This window comes from Rathayibacter sp. AY1B8 (genome assembly GCF_002932775.1).
Lineage (GTDB): Bacteria > Actinomycetota > Actinomycetes > Actinomycetales > Microbacteriaceae > Rathayibacter.
Genome location: NZ_PSWJ01000002.1, coordinates 42,138 through 58,686, shown reverse-complemented (window position 1 = coordinate 58,686; position 16,549 = coordinate 42,138). Strand labels below are relative to the sequence as shown.

Sequence of the window (16,549 nt, the reverse complement as noted above, 5' to 3'; positions counted from 1 at the left end):
CTCGTTCGCGGTGGTGGAGGGATGCTCCGGTTCAGTCGTAGCGGGCCTCTGCGGCCCAGACCCCGTCGAGGCAGAGCAGCAGCCAGGCGACACCGGCGGCGTCGACCACCTGGAAGCGGTCGTAGCGGACGGCGGTGCTCGGATCCCACCAGCGCTCGTCGATCGGCCAGGGACCCGCCCATCCGGCGAGGGGCTCCAGGCGTGCCTGAGAGGTCCCGGGGGTGAAGTAGGCGGGCACGGAGCTGAGGGCGCCGCGCTCGTCGACCGCGACGGGTTCGCCCCTCGATCCGCAGACCAGCACGGCCGCGGGCTCCGCGAAGACCGTCGGCGGGAGGGGCGGCGGCAGGGAGCCGGGCCAGGGCAGGGTCCTCGGCCGTGCGTCGCCCGGCTCCCGGTCGCCCCAGGGGATCAGGTGCTGGCGGTCGCGGAGGGATCGACCCCCTCCGATCGACGCGGTCATCACGGCCTCGTGCCCGAGCATGCTCTGCACGCGGCTCAGCCCGTGGTGGACGCGCTCCTCCGGAGCGGTGCCCCAGAGACCCTGCTCGTGGTTGCCGATCGCGTCGACCGCCTCGGGCTCGACGCACAGCCGCGAGATCGGCGCTCCGAGACCGGTGTCGATCTCCCCGCTGCCCTGCAGCTGCCAGCGGACCCGGTCGAGCACGTCGCCCGGGGTGAACCATCTCGGGTGCAGCCAGCTCCGGGAGGAGACCTCACCGCGCTCGCTGACGACCTCGATGCGGATGGCGGTCGCGACCAGCTGTGCGCGGGTGAGCCCGGCGACGAACTCCTCCGCGGGGACGCGGAAGGCGAAGGCGGCCTGGTCGATGCGGTCCAGAGGGGGCTCGAACTCCATCGCCCGGTCGAGACGCTCCGGCGGGAGCCGGGGCACCACCGTCTCCGACTCCGCACCGGCGGCGAGGAGGTGCGCGTGGGCGCCCTCCGGTCCGAACCGGGCGGCGACGTCCTCGCGAGGGAGGGCGGCGAAGGCGCCGAGGGTGCTGACGCCGAGTCTGCGCAGGAGCGCCACCAGGTCGTCCCCCCGGCGGGGAACACGGGCAGGGGCTGCGACGGACTCGGTCTCGAGGGCGTCGAGCGGGAGAGGAGCGAGGAAGCCTGCCGCTGCTCCTGGGGGCACGACGGCGACGGGGCGGCCGGAGTGCTTCGCGGCGAGCTCGGAGGCGAAGAGCCCGTCGGCGATCCCGATGCGGGCGTCGGGGAGACCCAGCTCGGCCAGCCGCTGCAGGATCGCCTCGGCCGCGCTCTGCTCGCTCCCGTAGTAGCGGCGCGGACCGCGGGCGCGGATCGCGCACAGACCGGGCCTGATCAGCTGGACGCCCGGGGTGATCTCCTCGAGCGCCTGGATGAGCGGCTCGAACGCCCGGTGGTCGAGCACCGGGTCGTACGGGAGGACGGCGAGACCCGTGCAACGGGACTGCGCCTCGCGCACGCGCATGCCCCGCCGGACCCCCTCCGCCCGGGCAGCGGGGGAGGAGGCGAAGACCAGGCTCTTCTCCGTGAGGGCCAGGGGGTGCTCGGCGCCCAGGCCGGCGTCGGCGGCGGCCGCGAGGAGGGGCCAGTCGGGGCACCAGACGAGGATCGTCCGCCGCAGCTCGGGTGCGCTCGCCATCTCAGACCGCCCGCTCGTGCAGGCGGCCGTGCTCGACCCGGGAGCCGAAGGCGCTCTCGACGCCGGGCATGCTCATCCGCACCGTGCGCACCCGGGTGCCGGCCCGGCCGACCACATCGACCATCGCCTCCCGGGAGCGCAGGTAGCCGTGGCCGTCGCCGAGCCCCTCCCAGCGGCTGCTGCGGATGCTGAGCCGCGCCTCGGCCTGGGGCCACTCGCCGAGGACCACGAGCGCGGCACCCCGCTGGCGCAGTCGTGCTCCCAGACGCGAGACGTCGGCCGAGGAGACGGAGGCGGGCGGACGGGTGAGCACGACGGTCAGCACATCGACCAGAGCGGCGGTGACGGTGAGCCAGTGCTCGGCCGGTGCGGGCACGAGCACCAGGCGCTCGAGGTCGATCCCCATGCCGGCCGCGGCCTCGGCCCCGAACTCCGGGACGCCCACCACGCCGCACCACGAGCCCTCGGCGGACGGGCCGGCGAGCAGCCCCATCGCCAGACTCATCGAGCCCTCCACCGAGTAGGCGGCACCCTGCTTGAGCGAGCCGCCCGGGAGCACGGAGGAGAAGGCCGGCAGGGTGGCGAGGCTCCTGGTCTCGAGAGTGGTCGCCTGCATGTCCCGGATGCGGGACTGCAGCTCCTTCACCGACGCGAGCTGCCGCAGAAGGGGCTCTGCGGCCTCGGCCGTCTCCGCGGAGACGAGGGATGAAGGGGGGCTCATCTGCCCATGTTCGAACATGTGTTCGAGTATGTCAATCGCCACCGACATCCACCGGCGAGCCGCTCGGACCCTTCCGCGACCGCCCGGCGAGGCGCACTGAGGAGGAGGTTCCAGACGTCCCGGGCAGTCTCGCATCCGCCTCCGACATCCCCGTCCGGGGGCGTTCTCCACCGGGTCTCGGCGAGGGAGGGCCTCCTGCCGCGCCTCTACCATGGGAGCCATGTCCGACGCCCTGCCCGACCCCGCCGACTCCGACGCCACCGCCCCGGCCGCGCCGCGCAGAAGGACCCTCGTGGTCAAGATGGGGTCCAGCTCGGTCACCAAGCAGTCGGGTCCGGATCCAGTTCTCCTGGCCAGCGCGCTCGAGAGCGCCTTCGCCGCCCGCGCGCTGGGCTGGGACGTCGTGCTGGTCTCTTCCGGCGCCGTCTCCTCGGGCCGGGCGCTCTTCGCCCGCTCACAGGAGGAGCCGATCAGCGCCCGCCTGGCGGCAGCGGTGGGCCAGACCGTCCTGATGGGCTTCTACCGCTCGGTGGCCGAGCTCTCGGGCGCCCTGGTCGCGCAGATCCTCATCGGCGAGTCCGACCTCGCCTCTCCCCGGCAGATGGCACACGTCGCCGAGGCGATCTGCCACGCCCTCGACGCCGGAGTCGTGCCCGTGGTCAACGGCAACGACACGATCGACTCCGCCGGCTCGGACAACGACGGCGTCGCCGGCGGATTGGCGATGCTCCTCGGTGCCGACCTTCTGCTGCTGCTCACCGACGTCCCCGGCGTCTTCGCCGGCAGCATCGCCGAGGGCGTGCACCTCGAGGAGCTGGGCATCTCGGAGCTGCGCCGCATCGGCGTGCAGAAGGGCGGTACCGGCCGAGGGGGCATCCGCTCCAAGCTGCGGGCCGCCGAGCTCGCCGCGCACAACGGCGTCTCGACCAGGATCGCCGGGGCGCGCACCCCCGAGGTCATCCTGGGCGCCCTGGGAGGGCCGGGCCCGGGCACCCTCGTCCGCGCCGTGCACGCGCATCCGCCCGTGGAGCAGCGCTGGATCTCCGGAGTGGCCACCGGCCGCGGCCGCGTCGAGATCAACCTCGAGGCCGAGCGGAGCATCGGAGCCGGCTCGAGTCTGTTCGCCTCGGGCATCAAGCGCGTCTCCGGCGAGTTCGGCGGCGGCGACGTGATCGAGGTGCGCGCCCTCAGCGGAGAGCTCCTCGCGCGCGGCGTCTCCCGCGTCTCCTCGCGTCTGCTGACCCTGGTCCGCGCACTCCGGGTCGACGAGATCGCCCGCGTCTTCGTGGCGGTCCTCGGGCATGCCGCCACGACGGCGCCGTCGGCGAGTCCGGAGGGGGAGGAGAGGCCGCAGCTGACCCGCGCTCTGGAGTACGCGCGCACTCTCTCCTCCGAGCACGCGCGGGCCGTCGCGATGGAGATCGTCTCCCTCTTCCCCGCCGAGAGCATCTCGGCCCTGCTGGGACAGGGCGCGGGGGAGGGCGAGCTCGTCGAGCGCTACACCCGCCTCGTCCGCACCCTCGCCATCGTGGAGAACGAGAACCTGGCCGTCTTCCGCTCCTGACCGCCGGTGGCACGCCACTTCTCAGTGCATTTCGCGCCTTCGCGTCATGATCGCCGTTCTCCGGTGTCTTCCTGGTGATGGCGCCGCTCCTGGGCGCCCCCGACGGAACGGATCATCGATGAGCGTCCCCACTTCCACAGCCGGCCACTTCCGCGAGTCCGACATCACGCCCGAGAGCTTCGAGACCGAGAGGCTCGAGCGGCGGCTCGCCCTGCTCGAGGCCTCGATCGCCCAGGGGGAGCGGGCACTGCTGGGCCGGGTCGACCCGAGCAGCGGAGCTCCCCTCCCGGGCGCCTGCGGGGGGCACCGAGCCCAGCTGGTCAGCAACCTGACGACGGAGCGGGCCCTCGCCGACCGCATCCGGGAGATGCTCGCCGCTCGGAGCTGACGGGGTGCTTACGGCACGATGGGGCCATGGTCACCATCACCGTCGCCGGTCTCGCCCAGCACTTCCACCCCGCCGAGCGGGGCACCGTCCGCCTCGAGATCCGGCGCGAGTCGCGATCCCGGCCCCAGGCGCTCGCCGAGGTCACCGCTCTGCACGCGCGGGTCCGTGAGGAGGCGGCCGCCGAGCAGGCGTCCGGCGCCGCCACCTGGTGGTCCTCCGATCAGATCTCGGTCTCCTCGATCCGCCGGTACATCAAGGACTCGGACGTCACGCAGCTGTTCCATGTCGCGGCCGCCGGGGTCCGGGTGAAGTACCGGGACTTCGCGGCTCTCGGGCGCTGGGTCGGCTCGATCTCGGAGGTGCCGGGGATCCAGATCTCGGGGGTCGACTGGGACGTGACGGCGGCACGACGTGCGGGCATCGAGCGCGAGGTCCGCACCGCTGCCGTCCGCGACGCGCGCGAGCGGGCCGAGGCCTATGCGGCGGCTCTCGGCCTGACCGAGGTGCGGGTGCTGACCCTCTTCGAGCCGGGACTGCGGCCGCATACGCGCATCGAGGGCGGCTCGGCGATGATGAGCCGCGCCAAGGCGTTCTCCTCTCCTGAGGAGCCGCTGGCCCTCAAGCCGGAGGACATCGAGGTCACCGCCTCGGTCTCCGCCGACTTCGAGGCGCACTGACGCGGAGACGCGACCGGGCGACCGGTTCCGCTGCGGACGGAGAGCGCCTGCCTGCACCTGCGACCCGCTGATCGTCTGCATGGCGACCCCGAGAGTCGCCCCGAGGCGACCGACCATCGGCTCCACGACGACCCCTCTCCGCCCCGATCAGCGGGCACGCGACCACCATACGTGTATTGAGTACTCCTCGGGAGCGCTGTCGCGGTTCGGCGACCGCCGTGCACACCCTCCGGGAATAGCGGGGGACCCCCGGGCGCTGAGGCAGGCATGGTCTCGCGCATCGGCTTCCTCTCCTTCGGCCACTACCAGTCCGTCCCCGGGTCTCAGACCCGCTCTGCTCGCGACGTCCTCCTCCAGACGATCGAGCTCGCGGAGGCGGCGGAGGAGATCGGCATCGACGGCGCCTACGTCCGCGTGCACCACTTCGCGCCGCAGCTCGCCTCGCCGTTCCCGCTGCTGGCGGCGATCGCCGCGCGCACCCGCCGCATCGAGATCGGCACCGGGGTCATCGACATGCGCTACGAGAACCCGCTCTACATGGCGGAGGAGGCGGCCGCCACCGACCTGATCTCCGACGGCCGGCTCGAGCTCGGGGTCAGCCGGGGATCGCCCGAGACGGCCCTGCGCGGGTCCGAGGCGTTCGGCTTCGTCCCCCCGGAGGGGATGACCGACGCCGACCTCGCCCGGCAGAAGGTGCGGATCCTCCGGGAAGCGCTCGCCGGGGCGCCGGTCGCGCAGTCCGATCCTGCGATGACGCGCCAGTCGCTCCCGCTCTCGATCGAGCCGCGCTCGCCCGGCCTCGAGGACCGGATCTGGTGGGGTGCCGGCAGCTTCGCGACCGCGCGCTGGGCGGCCGAGCAGGGCATGAACCTGCAGTCGTCGACCCTGCTCCTGGAGGAGGAGGGCGTGCCCTTCGACGAGCTGCAGGCCCGCCAGATCCGCGAGTACCGCGCCGCGTGGAGCGAGGCGGGCTGGGAGCGCACCCCGCGCGTCTCCGTCTCGCGCAGCGTCCTCCCGATCACGAGCGATCTCGACCGCCTGTACTTCGGCGGCCGCGGCGAGCAGGACCAGGTCGCCACCCTCGAGGGCGTCCGCGCCCGCTTCGGCCGCAGCTACACGGGCGAGCCGGACGCCGTCGCCGCCGAGCTCGCTGCGGACGCCGCCGTGCAGGAGGCGGACACGCTGCTGCTCACCGTTCCCAACCAGCTCGGGGTCGAGTACAACGCGCGGCTCCTGCGCACTGTCGTGGAATCGATCGCTCCGGCTCTCGGCTGGTCGCCGGCAGCAGTGGGCGTCTGACACCGAGGCTCGGTCCGTGCGGGAGGGCCCTGCGGTGCAGGAGCGCCCGTCCGCTGCAGAAGCGCCGTCCGATGCAGCAGCCGCCCCGTCTCCTCGTGAGGAGCCGGGGCGTCTGCACTCTCCGCCCACAGCATCCCTCCCGCCGGCGCGAGGAGGGAGGTGCCGGAAACGACGGAACCCCCCGCCTCTCCGAGGAGAGACGAGGGGTTCCGATCAGTGTGTCCGAGGGGGGACTTGAACCCCCACGCCCTATACGGGCACTAGCACCTCAAGCTAGCGCGTCTGCCATTTCCGCCACCCGGACGAGTGTTTCCTTCGACCTGCGTTTCCGCGGCCGAAGAAGACATTAGCACGGTTCCGGAGCCTCTCACGCCACCTCCCGGCCCACCGTCCTCCGCGCGCCGTCGAGCCCGCGCCGGTACCGTTGCCCGCATGTCCGACAGCATCGACAGCGCGCCCGTGACCGACAGCACCCTCGACGAGACGGCGCTCATCGCGCGCGATCTCATCCGCTTCGACACCAGCAACTACGGCGACGGGAAGGCGGAGCCGGAGCGCCCGGCCGCGGAGTACGTCGCGGCGAAGCTGCGCGACCTCGGCCTCGAGCCCGAGCTGATCGACTCCGACCCGGGACGCACGAGCGTCGTGGCGCGGGTCGCCGGGGAGGACCGCGAGCGCGGCGCCCTCGTCGTCCACGGGCACCTCGACGTGGTGCCCGCCATCGCCGACAACTGGAGCGTCGACCCGTTCGGCGGCGAGATCAAGGACGGCATGCTCTGGGGCCGCGGCGCGGTCGACATGAAGAACATGGACGCGATGATCCTCGCCTCGCTCGGCGACATCCTCCGCGAGGGGCGGCGCCCCTCCCGCGACCTCGTCATCGCCTTCTTCGCCGACGAGGAGGCGGGCGGCGTGCGGGGATCGGGATTCCTGGCCCGTGAGAGGCCCGAGCTGTTCGCCGGAGCGACCGAGGCGATCAGCGAGGTCGGCGGCTACTCGATCGAGCTGGCCGGCAAGCGCGCCTACCTCGTGCAGACGGGCGAGAAGGCGCTGATGTGGCTGACCCTCCGCGCGCACGGCACGGCGGGGCACGGCTCGCAGATCAACTCCGAGAACGCCGTCACCCGGCTGGCGCAGGCGATCGCCCGCATCGGCAGCGAGGAGTGGCCCACGCGCCTCACCGACACCACGCGCGAGCTGCTCGACGAGGTCGCCCGCCTGCTCGGCCACGACCCCCAGCGCAGCACTCCGGAGGAGCTGGCACTCGCCACCGGCACCGCCTCGCGCTTCATCGCCGCGACGCTGCGCACCACCGCCAATCCGTCGATGCTGTCGGCCGGCTACAAGGCCAACGTCATCCCGGACACCGCGGAGGCCACCATCGACGTGCGCGTCCTCCCCGGCGAGGAGGATTCCGTGCTCGAGCGCCTGAAGGTCCTCGCGGGCGAGAACGTCGAGATCCTCGTCCAGCACCGCGACATCGGACTCGAGGTGCCCTTCGCCGGCCCCCTCGTCGAGAGCATGGCCGCCTCGATCCGCCGGTTCGATCCGGGCGCCGAGGTCCTCCCGTACCTGCTCTCCGGAGGCACCGACAACAAGGCGCTCTCGACGCTCGGCATCACCGGATACGGGTTCGCGCCGCTCCAGCTGCCGTCGACCCTGGACTTCCCGGCGCTGTTCCACGGGGTCGACGAGCGCGTTCCACTGGACGCACTAGTGTTTGGCAGGAAGGTCCTGACCGATCTCCTGCTGAGCTCCTGACGGCGCCGCGGACCGGGTCAGCACCGACCGATCCCGACCGACTGCTGGCCGACGACGCCCCAGCCCTCCTCGAAAGTGACGCATGGGCCTGCTCGACGCGCTGATCCTGGGACTCGTCCAGGGTCTGACCGAATTCCTCCCCATCTCCTCCAGCGCCCACCTCCGGATCGTCAGCGAGCTGCTGCCCGGTCTCGGCGGCCGCGACACCGGAGCCGCGTTCACCGCGATCACGCAGCTGGGCACCGAGACCGCCGTCATCATCTACTTCTGGCGCGACATCGTGCGGATCGTGTCGCACTGGGCGCGCTCCCTCGTCGGCCGGATCCCGCGCTCGGACCCGGACGCCCGCATGGGCTGGCTCATCATCCTGGGCAGCCTTCCGATCATCGTCCTCGGCCTCGTCTTCCAGGACGCGATCGAGACGACCCTCCGCTCCCTGTGGGTGGTGGCCACCACCCTCATCCTCTTCGGCATCCTGCTCGGCATCGCCGACGCGGTCGGCGCGAAGAAGCGCCGCCTGCGCGACCTGGGCGTCCGCGACGGCCTGATCTTCGGAGGCGCGCAGGCGCTCGCCCTGATCCCCGGCGTCTCGCGCTCGGGAGGCACCATCACCGCCGGCCTCTTCCTCGGGTACGAGCGCAAGGCGGCGGCGCGCTACTCCTTCCTCCTCGCGATCCCCGCGGTGTTCGGCAGCGGTCTCTACCAGCTGTACAAGAGCATCAGCGACCCGGTCGTGCTCCCGAACCAGGTCCAGGTCGGCGGGCTCGAGACCCTCGTGGCGACCATCGTCGCGTTCGTGGTCGGCTTCGTCGTGATCGCGTTCTTCATGAGCTACATCTCCCGCCGCAGCTTCCTCCCGTTCGTCGTGTACCGCATCGTGCTCGGCGTCGTCCTGATGGTCGCGCTCGCCACCGGCCTGATCGCCGCCTAGATGCGCGCCTGGACCGCCGCCGACGTCCCCGCCCTGCCCGGCCGGGGGAGCGCACCGCGCCTGCACGACACGGCGACCGCGGGCCCCGTCGAGCTCGACGCGCCCAGCGGAGTCGCGAGCCTCTACGTCTGCGGCATCACGCCCTACGACGCCACCCATCTGGGGCACGCGTCGACCTACCTCGCCTTCGACACGGTCCAGCGTGTCTGGCTCGACGCGGGCTACACGGTCGAGTACGCCCAGAACGTGACCGACGTCGACGACCCGCTGCTCGAGCGTGCGACGGCCACCGGTGTCGACTGGCGCGACCTCGCCGAGGAGCAGGTCGAGCTGTTCCGCGGCGACATGGCCGCCCTGCGCGTCCTGCCTCCGCAGCACTACGTCGGAGTCACCGAGACCGTGGATCCCATCGCGGAGGCGGTCGCCCGCCTGGAGCGCGACGGCGTCGCCTACCGCGTCGCTGCTCCGGACGCGGCGGAGGAGGGCGCGAGCGACCTCTACTACGACATCGCCGCGGCCGAGAGCGCCGTCTGGCACCTGGGCAGCGAGAGCCGGCTCGACGCGGAGTCGATGGCCCGCTTCTCGGCGCTGCGCGGGGGCGACCCGGAGCGCGCCGGCAAGCGCGACCCCCTCGATCCGCTGCTCTGGCGGGCCGAGCGCGCCGGCGAGCCCGCCTGGGACGCCGAGGTCGGCCGCGGCCGTCCGGGCTGGCACATCGAGTGCTCGGTGATCGCCCTCGACCGGCTCGGACCCGAGTTCACCCTGCAGGGCGGCGGCAGCGACCTGGTCTTCCCGCACCACGAGTTCAGCGCAGGCCACGCCGCTTCGCTGTCCGGCCGTCCTCTGGCCCGCGCCTACGCTCACGCCGGGATGGTCGCCTACCAGGGCGAGAAGATGAGCAAGTCGCTCGGGAACCTGGTGCTGGTCTCCCGTCTGCGGAGCGAGGGCGCGGACCCGCGGGCGATCCGCCTCGCGCTCCTCGCGCACCACTACCGCTCCGACTGGGAGTGGCTGCCCGAGGACCTGCCGTCGGCCGAGGCGCGCCTGGCGCGCTGGGAGTCGGCCCTCGCCGCCGTCGGACCGCGCTCGGCGCTCGAGGTGCTGGCGCAGCTGCGCGAGGCGCTGGCCGACGACCTCGGCACTCCGGCCGCCCTCGCCGTCGTCGACGCCGCACTGACCGAGGGCGTGGACGACCCGTCGCTCCTGCGCGACGCGGTCGACGCCCTGCTCGGGGTGCGCCCGGCCTGAACCCCGTCAGGCTCGAGTCCCGGACGGCTCGAGTCCCGAACGGCTCGAGTCCCGTCAGAGCGGCCCGGAGTGTCATCGGTCGGGAACAGTCCAGTGATCGACGACCGTCTCGGACGAGCGGGCGCCGGCGGAGGCTACGGCCGCCAGGGCTCCTCGCCGGAGCGGCCGTCGCCGCGCCGGCGCAGGTAGCGCTCGAACTCCTGGGCGATCGCCTCGCCGCTCGCCTCGGGCGAGTCGACGGTGTCGCGCGCCTGCTCGAGCTGGGCGATGTACGACGCCATCTCCTCGTCCTCGGCGGCGAGGGCGTCGATGCCGCGCTCCCACTCCTCCGCCTCCTCGACGAGGTCGCCGCGGGGGATCGCCAGGCCGACGACCTCCTCGAGCTTCTCGAGCAGCGCCAGCATCGCCTTGGGCGAGGGCGCGTTGTGCACGTAGTGCGGGACGGAGGCCCAGATCGAGACGGCCGGGATGCCGACCTTCTGCGCGGCCTCGCCGATCACGCTGAGGATGCCGACCGGCCCCTCGTAGCTGGAGCGCTCGAGCTCGAACGAGCTCCGCAGCTCCGCGTTCTCGCTCGAGGCGAAGATCGAGATCGGCCGGGTGTGCGGGACGTCGGCGAGCATCGCGCCGAGGAAGACGACGGCGGAGATGTCGATCGCGAGCATGGCGTCGACGACCTCGGCGGCGAAGCTCTTCCAGCTGCGCGAGGGCTCGGTGCCGATCATGAGGTACAGCGCGCTCTCGGCGTCGACCGAGGTGTCGGCCGGGCCGAAGATCTGGGTGCCGGGCCAGGCGAGGCTGCGGCGGCCGTCCTCGCCGATCGAGAGCATGGGGCGGGTGTACTGGAAGTCGTAGTACTGCTCGGCGTCGACGGCGAAGAGGGGCACGTACTCCCCGGCGTCCTTGACCAGCCGCAGCGCGCCGCTGGCGGCGTCCCCGGCGTCGTTCCAGCCCTCGAAGGCCACGACCAGGACGTTCCCCGTGATCACGTTCATAGGCAGGATCTCCGCGTTCGGCTCGATGTGCGGGGAGCGCACACCGCGCCTGTCCCTCCGTCCAGGATAGGACCGCCCCCGGCCCCGCCCGTCCCGTCCGGCGGGATCGGCCGCGCTGTTCGCTCTCGGCCCGCGGCCGGGGAGGGGCGCGGCCCTGCCGGTACCATGGTCGCTCGTGACTCCCGAGACCTCCGCCCGGCCGCTGTCCTCCGAGCCGCTCGGAGGAGCGTCCGCCCCCGCCGCCGTCCTCTGGGACATGGACGGGACGCTCGTCGACACCGAGCCGTACTGGATGGCGTCGGAGCACGCGCTCGTCTCCTCCTTCGGCGGAGTGTGGACCCACGAGGACGCGATGGGACTCGTCGGCTCGGGCCTGCCCGCCGCCGCCCGCATCCTGCAGGGCAAGGGCGTCGACCTCTCCGTCGACGCGATCATCGACCGGATGACCGACGAGGTCGTCGACCAGCTGGCCGTGAGCATCCCGTGGCGACCGGGCGCGCTCGAGCTGCTGCACGCGGTGTCCGAGGCGGGTGTGCCGCAGGCGCTGGTCACGATGTCGATCTCGCGGATGGCCGCGGCCGTCGTGGACCGGATCCCGTTCCCCGCCTTCGCCGCCGTCGTCAGCGGCGACATGGTCGAGCGCAGCAAGCCCCACCCCGAGGCGTACCTCCTCGCCGCGAGCACCCTCGGCGTCGACATCGCCGCCTGCGTCGCGATCGAGGACTCCCTCACGGGCCTCGGCGCGGCCGTCGCCTCCGGAGCCGCGGCGATCGGCGTCCCGCACCAGCTGGAGCTCGACCCCGCCGCCCCCTACGCCCTCTGGCCCACCCTCGCGGGCCGCACCGTCGCGGACCTCGCGACGGTGTCCTCCGAGCACCGCGGCTCCGGCCCGGCCACGACCGAGACGGAGGCCCGCCGATGACCGGTGAGGCACTGCAACATTCCGGACCCTTCCGCGCGGGGGACCGCGTCCAGCTGACGGGACCCAAGGGGCGGATGAACACCATCACGCTCGTTCCCGGCAAGGTGTTCCACACGCACCGGGGCGGCATCGAGCACGACACGGTGATCGGGCTGCCCGACGGCTCGGTGGTGACCAACACCGTCGGCGTCGAGCACCTCGCGCTGCGACCCCTCCTCGCCGACTTCGTGATGTCGATGCCCCGCGGCGCGGCGATCGTGTACCCGAAGGACGCGGCCCAGATCCTCGCCCTCGCCGACGTCTTCCCCGGCGCCCGCGTGGTCGAGGCCGGTGTCGGCTCCGGCGCGCTCTCGCTCTGGCTGCTGCGGGCGGTCGGTCCGACCGGCCGGCTGTCGTCGTTCGAGCGGCGCGAGGAGTTCGCGGATGTCGCACGGGCGAACATCGAGACCTTCCTCGGCTACACGCCCGACAACTGGAGCGTCACCGTCGGCGACCTCGTCGAGGCGCTGCCCGGCACGGTCCCGTCCGGCGAGGCCGACCGCGTCGTGCTCGACATGCTCGCGCCGTGGGAGTGCCTCGACGTCGCCGCCGAGGCTCTCACGCCCGGGGGAGTGCTCCTCTGCTACGTGGCCACCGTCACGCAGCTCTCGCGGACGGCGGAGGCGATCCGCGCCTCGGGCCTGTTCACGAACCCGTCGTCGAACGAGACCATGGTCCGCGGCTGGCACGTCGAGGGCCTCGCGGTCCGGCCGGACCACCGGATGATCGGCCACACCGGCTTCCTCATCACCGCTCGCCGGCTCGCTCCGGACACCGTGCTCCCCGAGCTCAAGCGGCGCCCGTCGAAGACGGACTTCAGCGACGAGGACGTGGAGGCCTGGACCCCCGGCGCGCTCGGCGAGCGCGCCGTGAGCCCCAAGAGCCTGCGCAAGCGGGTCCGCGAGTCCGCCACCAGCGCCGAGCTCTCCCGGGCCCGCGGGTTCGGCGAGGAGACCGCGGAGCCCGACGACGAGGGCATCCTCTAAGCTGTTCCCGGCCTCCGGGCCGTCTCCACCCCGGGCGTCACCGCTCCCCTTCTCTCGAATCGAGGACCCGTGCGCAGGACCACCGCGCTCATCGCCGGCATCGGCATCGTCGCCGCTCTCACCGGATGCACCGCGTCCTCCTCGCAGGCGGACTGCGACGCTCCGTTCTCCTCCGGCGACTCCTCGGCGGCGGTCAGCGCCACGGGCGACTTCGGAGCGAAGCCGGACGTCAGCGTCCCGACGCCGCTGAAGGCGGACGGCACGCAGGTCAGCACCCTCATCGAGGGCTCGGGCGCACCCCTCGAGAAGGGCCAGCTCGTCACCATCGACTACACCCTGGTCAACGGAGCGGACGGCACGGTCCTCGAGACCTCGCCCTACGACGGGTCGAGCACCGCCCGCTTCGGCGTCGGCGGAGCCGGGCTCGTCGGCCTGAACGAGGGCCTCCTCTGCACGCAGGTCGGCTCGCGCGTCGCCATCGCGATCGCCCCCGAGGACGGCTTCGGCCAGTCCTCGTCGCAGCTCGGCATCTCGGAGGACGACACGCTCGTGCTCGTCGCGGACGTCCGCGAGGCCTCGCTGGCCCGCGCGAACGGCGCCGTCCAGCCCGCGCCCGACGGCTTCCCGACGGTGACGCTCGGCGACGACGGACGCCCGGGGCTCGCGATGCCCTCGGGCGACGCGCCGTCCGACCTCCGCATCGCCCAGCTCAAGAAGGGCGACGGCGACGTCGTCGCCGAGGGCGACCAGGTCGTCGTGGCCTACACCGGCTGGCAGTGGAGCGACGGGAAGGTGTTCGATTCCAGCTGGGAGAAGGGCGCTCCCGCCGTCTTCACGGCCGCCGACGGCTCGACCACGCAGGGCGGAGTCATCGCCGGATTCGCCGACGCCCTCATCGGCCAGCCCGTCGGATCCCAGGTCATCGCGGTCATCCCGCCCGACCAGGGCTACGGCGACCAGGGCTCCCCCCAGGGCGGGATCCCCGGCGGCGCGACGCTGATCTTCGTCGCCGACATCCTCGGAAAGGTCTGACCGGGCCCGGCCCTAGACTGGAGGGCGTGCCTTCCGACGCCCCGTCCTCGAGCCGCGTCCCGGCCGAGGAGCGTCTGTTCAACCTCGTGCTCGCGCTCGTCGCGGCCGAGAACGGACTGACGAAGGCCGACGTCCTCTCGACGGTGCAGGGCTACCGGCAGCGGGTGGGCCGGGGCGACCGGACCTCGCTCGAGCGCCAGTTCGAGCGCGACAAGGACGACCTGCGCGAGCTGGGCATCCCGATCGAGACGGTCGACGCCCCGGGCGACCCGGGCAACACCCAGACCGTCCGGTACCGCATCGCGAAGCGCAGCTACGACCTCCCGGCCGACCTGACCTTCGATCCGGAGGAGCTCGCGCTGCTCCGCCTGGCCGGGGCGGTCTGGCGCGAGGGGACGCTCTCGGCGGAGTCGCGGCGCGCGCTGATCAAGCTGCGCTCGATCGGGGTCGAGTCCGTCGACCCCGTCATCGGCATCAGCCCCTCGATCCGGGTCCGCGAGGCTTCGTTCGAGCCGCTCAACGCCGCGCTCGACCGCGGCCAGGTCGTCCGCTTCCCCTACCTGAAGCCCGGCGGCGAGGAGCCGCGCGTGCGCACCGTGCAGCCCCGCGCCCTGGTGAACCACCAGGGGCGCTGGCACCTCCACGGCTGGGACGAGGGCGCCGAGGGCACGCGGACCTTCCTCCTGTCGCGGATCGTCGGGCCGGTCGCGTCCACCGGCCGCACCGCGCCTCCCGCAGAGGGGGACCACGCGGCGACCGCTCTCGCCCAGCTCGACGAGATCCTGCAGCGCAACAGCGCGCTCCTGCGCGTCGCCCCCGACTCCGACGCCGCCCTCCGTCTCGGCGGGCGTGCCGAGGCCGAGGGCGAGGGCCAGGGCCTGCTGCGCCTGCACTACACCGACCCGGACGTGCTCGCGGACGAGCTCGCCGGTCACGGTCCCGAGGTGCGGGTGCTCGAGCCGGAGGAGCTCCGCCGCCGCGTCCTCGACCGCCTCCGCCGCACCCTGGACGACTATGGAGGGGATCCCCGTGGCTAGACCCCGCTCCCTGCAGGCGCGCGACCGACTGGCCGTCCTCCTCTCCCTCGTTCCCTACCTGCTCGACCGGGGTCGCGTCTCCGTCGCCGAGGTCGCCGCGCACTTCGAGATCCCGGAGGAGGAGGTGCGCCGCGCGGTGCGCCTCATCGCCGTCTCGGGCATCCCCGGCGAGACCGCGCAGTACCAGGCGAACGACCTCTTCGACATCGGCTGGGACGACTTCGAGGAGAACGACCACGTCGTCCTCACCCACCAGGTCGCGATCGACGACTCGCCGAGGTTCTCGGCGCGGGAGGCCGCCGCCCTCATCGCCGGCATGCAGTACCTCGCAGCGCTGCCCGAGAACCAGGGCAACGACCGGATCGCCTCGCTGATGGGGAAGCTCGCGCGCGGCGCCTCCTCGGCCCCGAGCGCGGTCGCGGTCTCGCGCGGCACGGGCGCGGACAGCGCTGTGGCGCTCCTGCGGACAGCGATGGGCTCGGCGACGCAGGTCGCTTTCGACTACCGCAGCGCCCGCGGCGAGACCGAGTCCCGGCTCGTCGACCCCTTCGTGCTCGAATCGGTCGACCGGGACTGGTACCTGCGCGGATGGGACCACCTCCGCGAGGGCGTCAGGACGTTCCGGGTCGACAGGATGCGCTCCCTCCGCGACACGGGGACGCCGATCGTCCGGCGCCGCAACGAGGTGACCCTCTCGGAACGGCTCTTCGAGGCCTCCGCCTCGGATCTCGTCGTGGACCTGCGCGTCGCCCCCAGCGCCGTCGTGCTGCTGGGCGACTACGCGGCCGACGCCGAGTTCCCCGATCCCGTGCCGGGGGAGGAGGACCACGGTGTCCTCGTCCGTCTCCGCGTCGCCCATCTGGAGGGACTGACGCGCCTGGTGGCGTCGTTGGCGGGTCTCGTCACCGTGGTGGCACCCCCCGAGGCGCGCACCGCGGTCGCGCACTGGGCGGCCTCCGCGCTCGCCGCGAACGAGGGGGAACCGTCGTGACCTGGTGGTCGTGGATCCTGATCTGGCTCGGCCTCGCGCTGGGGGCTCTGACGATGCTGGTCCTCTTCGCCCTCTCCTACTGGCGCAAGGGGAAGGTGCTCCTCGGACAGCTGTCCGAGGTCACCGCGAAACTCGAGACACTGAGTCCTGGAGTGACGGACGACCTGCCGCCCCGGCCGCCCTCGTCGCTGTTCGCCGATCGCGACGACGTGAGGCGTGCGCACGAGGGCCGACGTGACGTACGTCGCGACAGGATCGATCTCCGCCGGTCAGGACGGGTCGAACGGGGTAAGCTCCTCGTACACCGCAACCGACAAGTGAAGTGAGT

At 72.8% G+C, this 16,549-nt stretch carries 16 protein-coding genes and 1 tRNA gene; 13 read left to right on the top strand and 4 right to left on the bottom strand.

All coding sequences use genetic code 11. The features are described 5' to 3' along the window. Positions 1–31: 31 nt before the first annotated feature. Entirely contained in the window at positions 32–1,630 is a 1,599-nt protein-coding gene (locus C5C63_RS01880) for a DNA polymerase Y family protein (protein WP_104292099.1), read from the bottom strand. 1 nt (position 1,631) lies between these two features. Then, positions 1,632–2,351, bottom strand: a complete 720-nt coding sequence (locus C5C63_RS01875) for a hypothetical protein (protein ID WP_104292098.1) — start codon at positions 2,349–2,351, stop codon at positions 1,632–1,634. A 220-nt stretch (positions 2,352–2,571) separates the two neighbouring features. On the opposite strand from C5C63_RS01875, the gene proB reads away from it, so the two are divergent. From proB to C5C63_RS01855, 4 genes are all read left to right on the top strand, one after another. After that, positions 2,572–3,915 carry a glutamate 5-kinase gene (gene proB / locus C5C63_RS01870; protein WP_181068353.1) on the top strand — a complete coding sequence of 448 codons (1,344 nt, stop codon included), beginning with the start codon at positions 2,572–2,574 and terminating at the stop codon, positions 3,913–3,915. Positions 3,916–4,033: 118 nt separating this feature from the next. After that, the gene (locus tag C5C63_RS01865; RefSeq protein ID WP_104254998.1) at positions 4,034–4,303 is read left to right on the top strand and encodes a hypothetical protein; all 270 of its coding nucleotides are present in this window, start codon (positions 4,034–4,036) and stop codon (positions 4,301–4,303) included. A gap of 26 nt (positions 4,304–4,329) precedes the next feature. Next, complete coding sequence (locus C5C63_RS01860) at positions 4,330–4,980, top strand: SIMPL domain-containing protein (protein WP_104225267.1); 651 nt, start codon at positions 4,330–4,332, stop codon at positions 4,978–4,980. 267 nt (positions 4,981–5,247) lie between these two features. Then, positions 5,248–6,279, top strand: a complete 1,032-nt coding sequence (locus C5C63_RS01855) for an LLM class flavin-dependent oxidoreductase (protein ID WP_104232608.1) — start codon at positions 5,248–5,250, stop codon at positions 6,277–6,279. 219 nt (positions 6,280–6,498) lie between these two features. On the opposite strand, the gene C5C63_RS01850 is transcribed toward C5C63_RS01855, so the two are convergent. Then, positions 6,499–6,583, bottom strand: a tRNA-Leu gene (locus C5C63_RS01850). Positions 6,584–6,711: 128 nt separating this feature from the next. Between C5C63_RS01850 and C5C63_RS01845 the strand changes: the two genes are divergently transcribed. The 3 genes from C5C63_RS01845 (at position 6,712) to mshC (ending at position 10,219) form a co-directional block, all read left to right on the top strand. After that, complete coding sequence (locus C5C63_RS01845) at positions 6,712–8,040, top strand: M20/M25/M40 family metallo-hydrolase (RefSeq protein ID WP_181067716.1); 1,329 nt, start codon at positions 6,712–6,714, stop codon at positions 8,038–8,040. Positions 8,041–8,122: 82 nt separating this feature from the next. After that, positions 8,123–8,971 (top strand): undecaprenyl-diphosphate phosphatase, encoded by an 849-nt coding sequence (locus C5C63_RS01840; protein ID WP_104222008.1) that lies wholly within the window; start codon positions 8,123–8,125, stop codon positions 8,969–8,971. Continuing rightward, entirely contained in the window at positions 8,972–10,219 is a 1,248-nt protein-coding gene (mshC, locus tag C5C63_RS01835) for a cysteine--1-D-myo-inosityl 2-amino-2-deoxy-alpha-D-glucopyranoside ligase (RefSeq protein ID WP_104222010.1), read from the top strand. A gap of 134 nt (positions 10,220–10,353) precedes the next feature. Here the strand turns inward: mshC and C5C63_RS01830 are convergent, their stop codons facing one another. Then, on the bottom strand, positions 10,354–11,214 hold the full coding sequence (locus C5C63_RS01830) for a proteasome assembly chaperone family protein (protein WP_104222142.1): 861 nt from the start codon (positions 11,212–11,214) through the stop codon (positions 10,354–10,356). Between the two features lie 175 nt (positions 11,215–11,389). Here C5C63_RS01830 and C5C63_RS01825 point away from each other — a divergent pair, with 175 nt between their 5' ends. From C5C63_RS01825 to C5C63_RS01800, 6 genes are all read left to right on the top strand, one after another. After that, positions 11,390–12,136 (top strand): HAD family phosphatase, encoded by a 747-nt coding sequence (locus C5C63_RS01825; RefSeq protein ID WP_258059822.1) that lies wholly within the window; start codon positions 11,390–11,392, stop codon positions 12,134–12,136. Next, positions 12,133–13,161 (top strand): tRNA (adenine-N1)-methyltransferase, encoded by a 1,029-nt coding sequence (locus tag C5C63_RS01820; RefSeq protein ID WP_104222012.1) that lies wholly within the window; start codon positions 12,133–12,135, stop codon positions 13,159–13,161. Before C5C63_RS01825 ends, C5C63_RS01820 begins: the two co-directional genes overlap by 4 nt. 69 nt (positions 13,162–13,230) lie before the next feature. Further along, positions 13,231–14,193, top strand: a complete 963-nt coding sequence (locus tag C5C63_RS01815) for an FKBP-type peptidyl-prolyl cis-trans isomerase (protein ID WP_104292096.1) — start codon at positions 13,231–13,233, stop codon at positions 14,191–14,193. A 26-nt stretch (positions 14,194–14,219) separates the two neighbouring features. Beyond that, the gene (locus C5C63_RS01810) at positions 14,220–15,230 is read left to right on the top strand and encodes a YafY family protein (RefSeq protein ID WP_104325408.1); all 1,011 of its coding nucleotides are present in this window, start codon (positions 14,220–14,222) and stop codon (positions 15,228–15,230) included. Then, complete coding sequence (locus C5C63_RS01805) at positions 15,223–16,221, top strand: YafY family protein (protein ID WP_104283651.1); 999 nt, start codon at positions 15,223–15,225, stop codon at positions 16,219–16,221. Before C5C63_RS01810 ends, C5C63_RS01805 begins: the two co-directional genes overlap by 8 nt. Further along, positions 16,218–16,547: a hypothetical protein gene (locus tag C5C63_RS01800; RefSeq protein WP_104325407.1), complete on the top strand. Its 330-nt coding sequence runs from the start codon at positions 16,218–16,220 to the stop codon at positions 16,545–16,547. Before C5C63_RS01805 ends, C5C63_RS01800 begins: the two co-directional genes overlap by 4 nt. Positions 16,548–16,549 lie beyond the last annotated feature (2 nt).

What these genes read in the sequence shown, in the direction of transcription:
- C5C63_RS01880 (WP_104292099.1), bottom strand. Translation starts at nt 1,630, where the DNA reads ATGGCGAGCGCACCCGAGCTGCGGCGGACGATCCTCGTCTGGTGCCCC.
- C5C63_RS01875 (WP_104292098.1), bottom strand. Translation starts at nt 2,351, where the DNA reads ATGAGCCCCCCTTCATCCCTCGTCTCCGCGGAGACGGCCGAGGCCGCA.
- proB (WP_181068353.1), top strand. Translation starts at nt 2,572, where the DNA reads ATGTCCGACGCCCTGCCCGACCCCGCCGACTCCGACGCCACCGCCCCG.
- C5C63_RS01865 (WP_104254998.1), top strand. Translation starts at nt 4,034, where the DNA reads ATGAGCGTCCCCACTTCCACAGCCGGCCACTTCCGCGAGTCCGACATC.
- C5C63_RS01860 (WP_104225267.1), top strand. Translation starts at nt 4,330, where the DNA reads ATGGTCACCATCACCGTCGCCGGTCTCGCCCAGCACTTCCACCCCGCC.
- C5C63_RS01855 (WP_104232608.1), top strand. Translation starts at nt 5,248, where the DNA reads ATGGTCTCGCGCATCGGCTTCCTCTCCTTCGGCCACTACCAGTCCGTC.
- C5C63_RS01845 (WP_181067716.1), top strand. Translation starts at nt 6,712, where the DNA reads ATGTCCGACAGCATCGACAGCGCGCCCGTGACCGACAGCACCCTCGAC.
- C5C63_RS01840 (WP_104222008.1), top strand. Translation starts at nt 8,123, where the DNA reads ATGGGCCTGCTCGACGCGCTGATCCTGGGACTCGTCCAGGGTCTGACC.
- mshC (WP_104222010.1), top strand. Translation starts at nt 8,972, where the DNA reads ATGCGCGCCTGGACCGCCGCCGACGTCCCCGCCCTGCCCGGCCGGGGG.
- C5C63_RS01830 (WP_104222142.1), bottom strand. Translation starts at nt 11,214, where the DNA reads ATGAACGTGATCACGGGGAACGTCCTGGTCGTGGCCTTCGAGGGCTGG.
- C5C63_RS01820 (WP_104222012.1), top strand. Translation starts at nt 12,133, where the DNA reads ATGACCGGTGAGGCACTGCAACATTCCGGACCCTTCCGCGCGGGGGAC.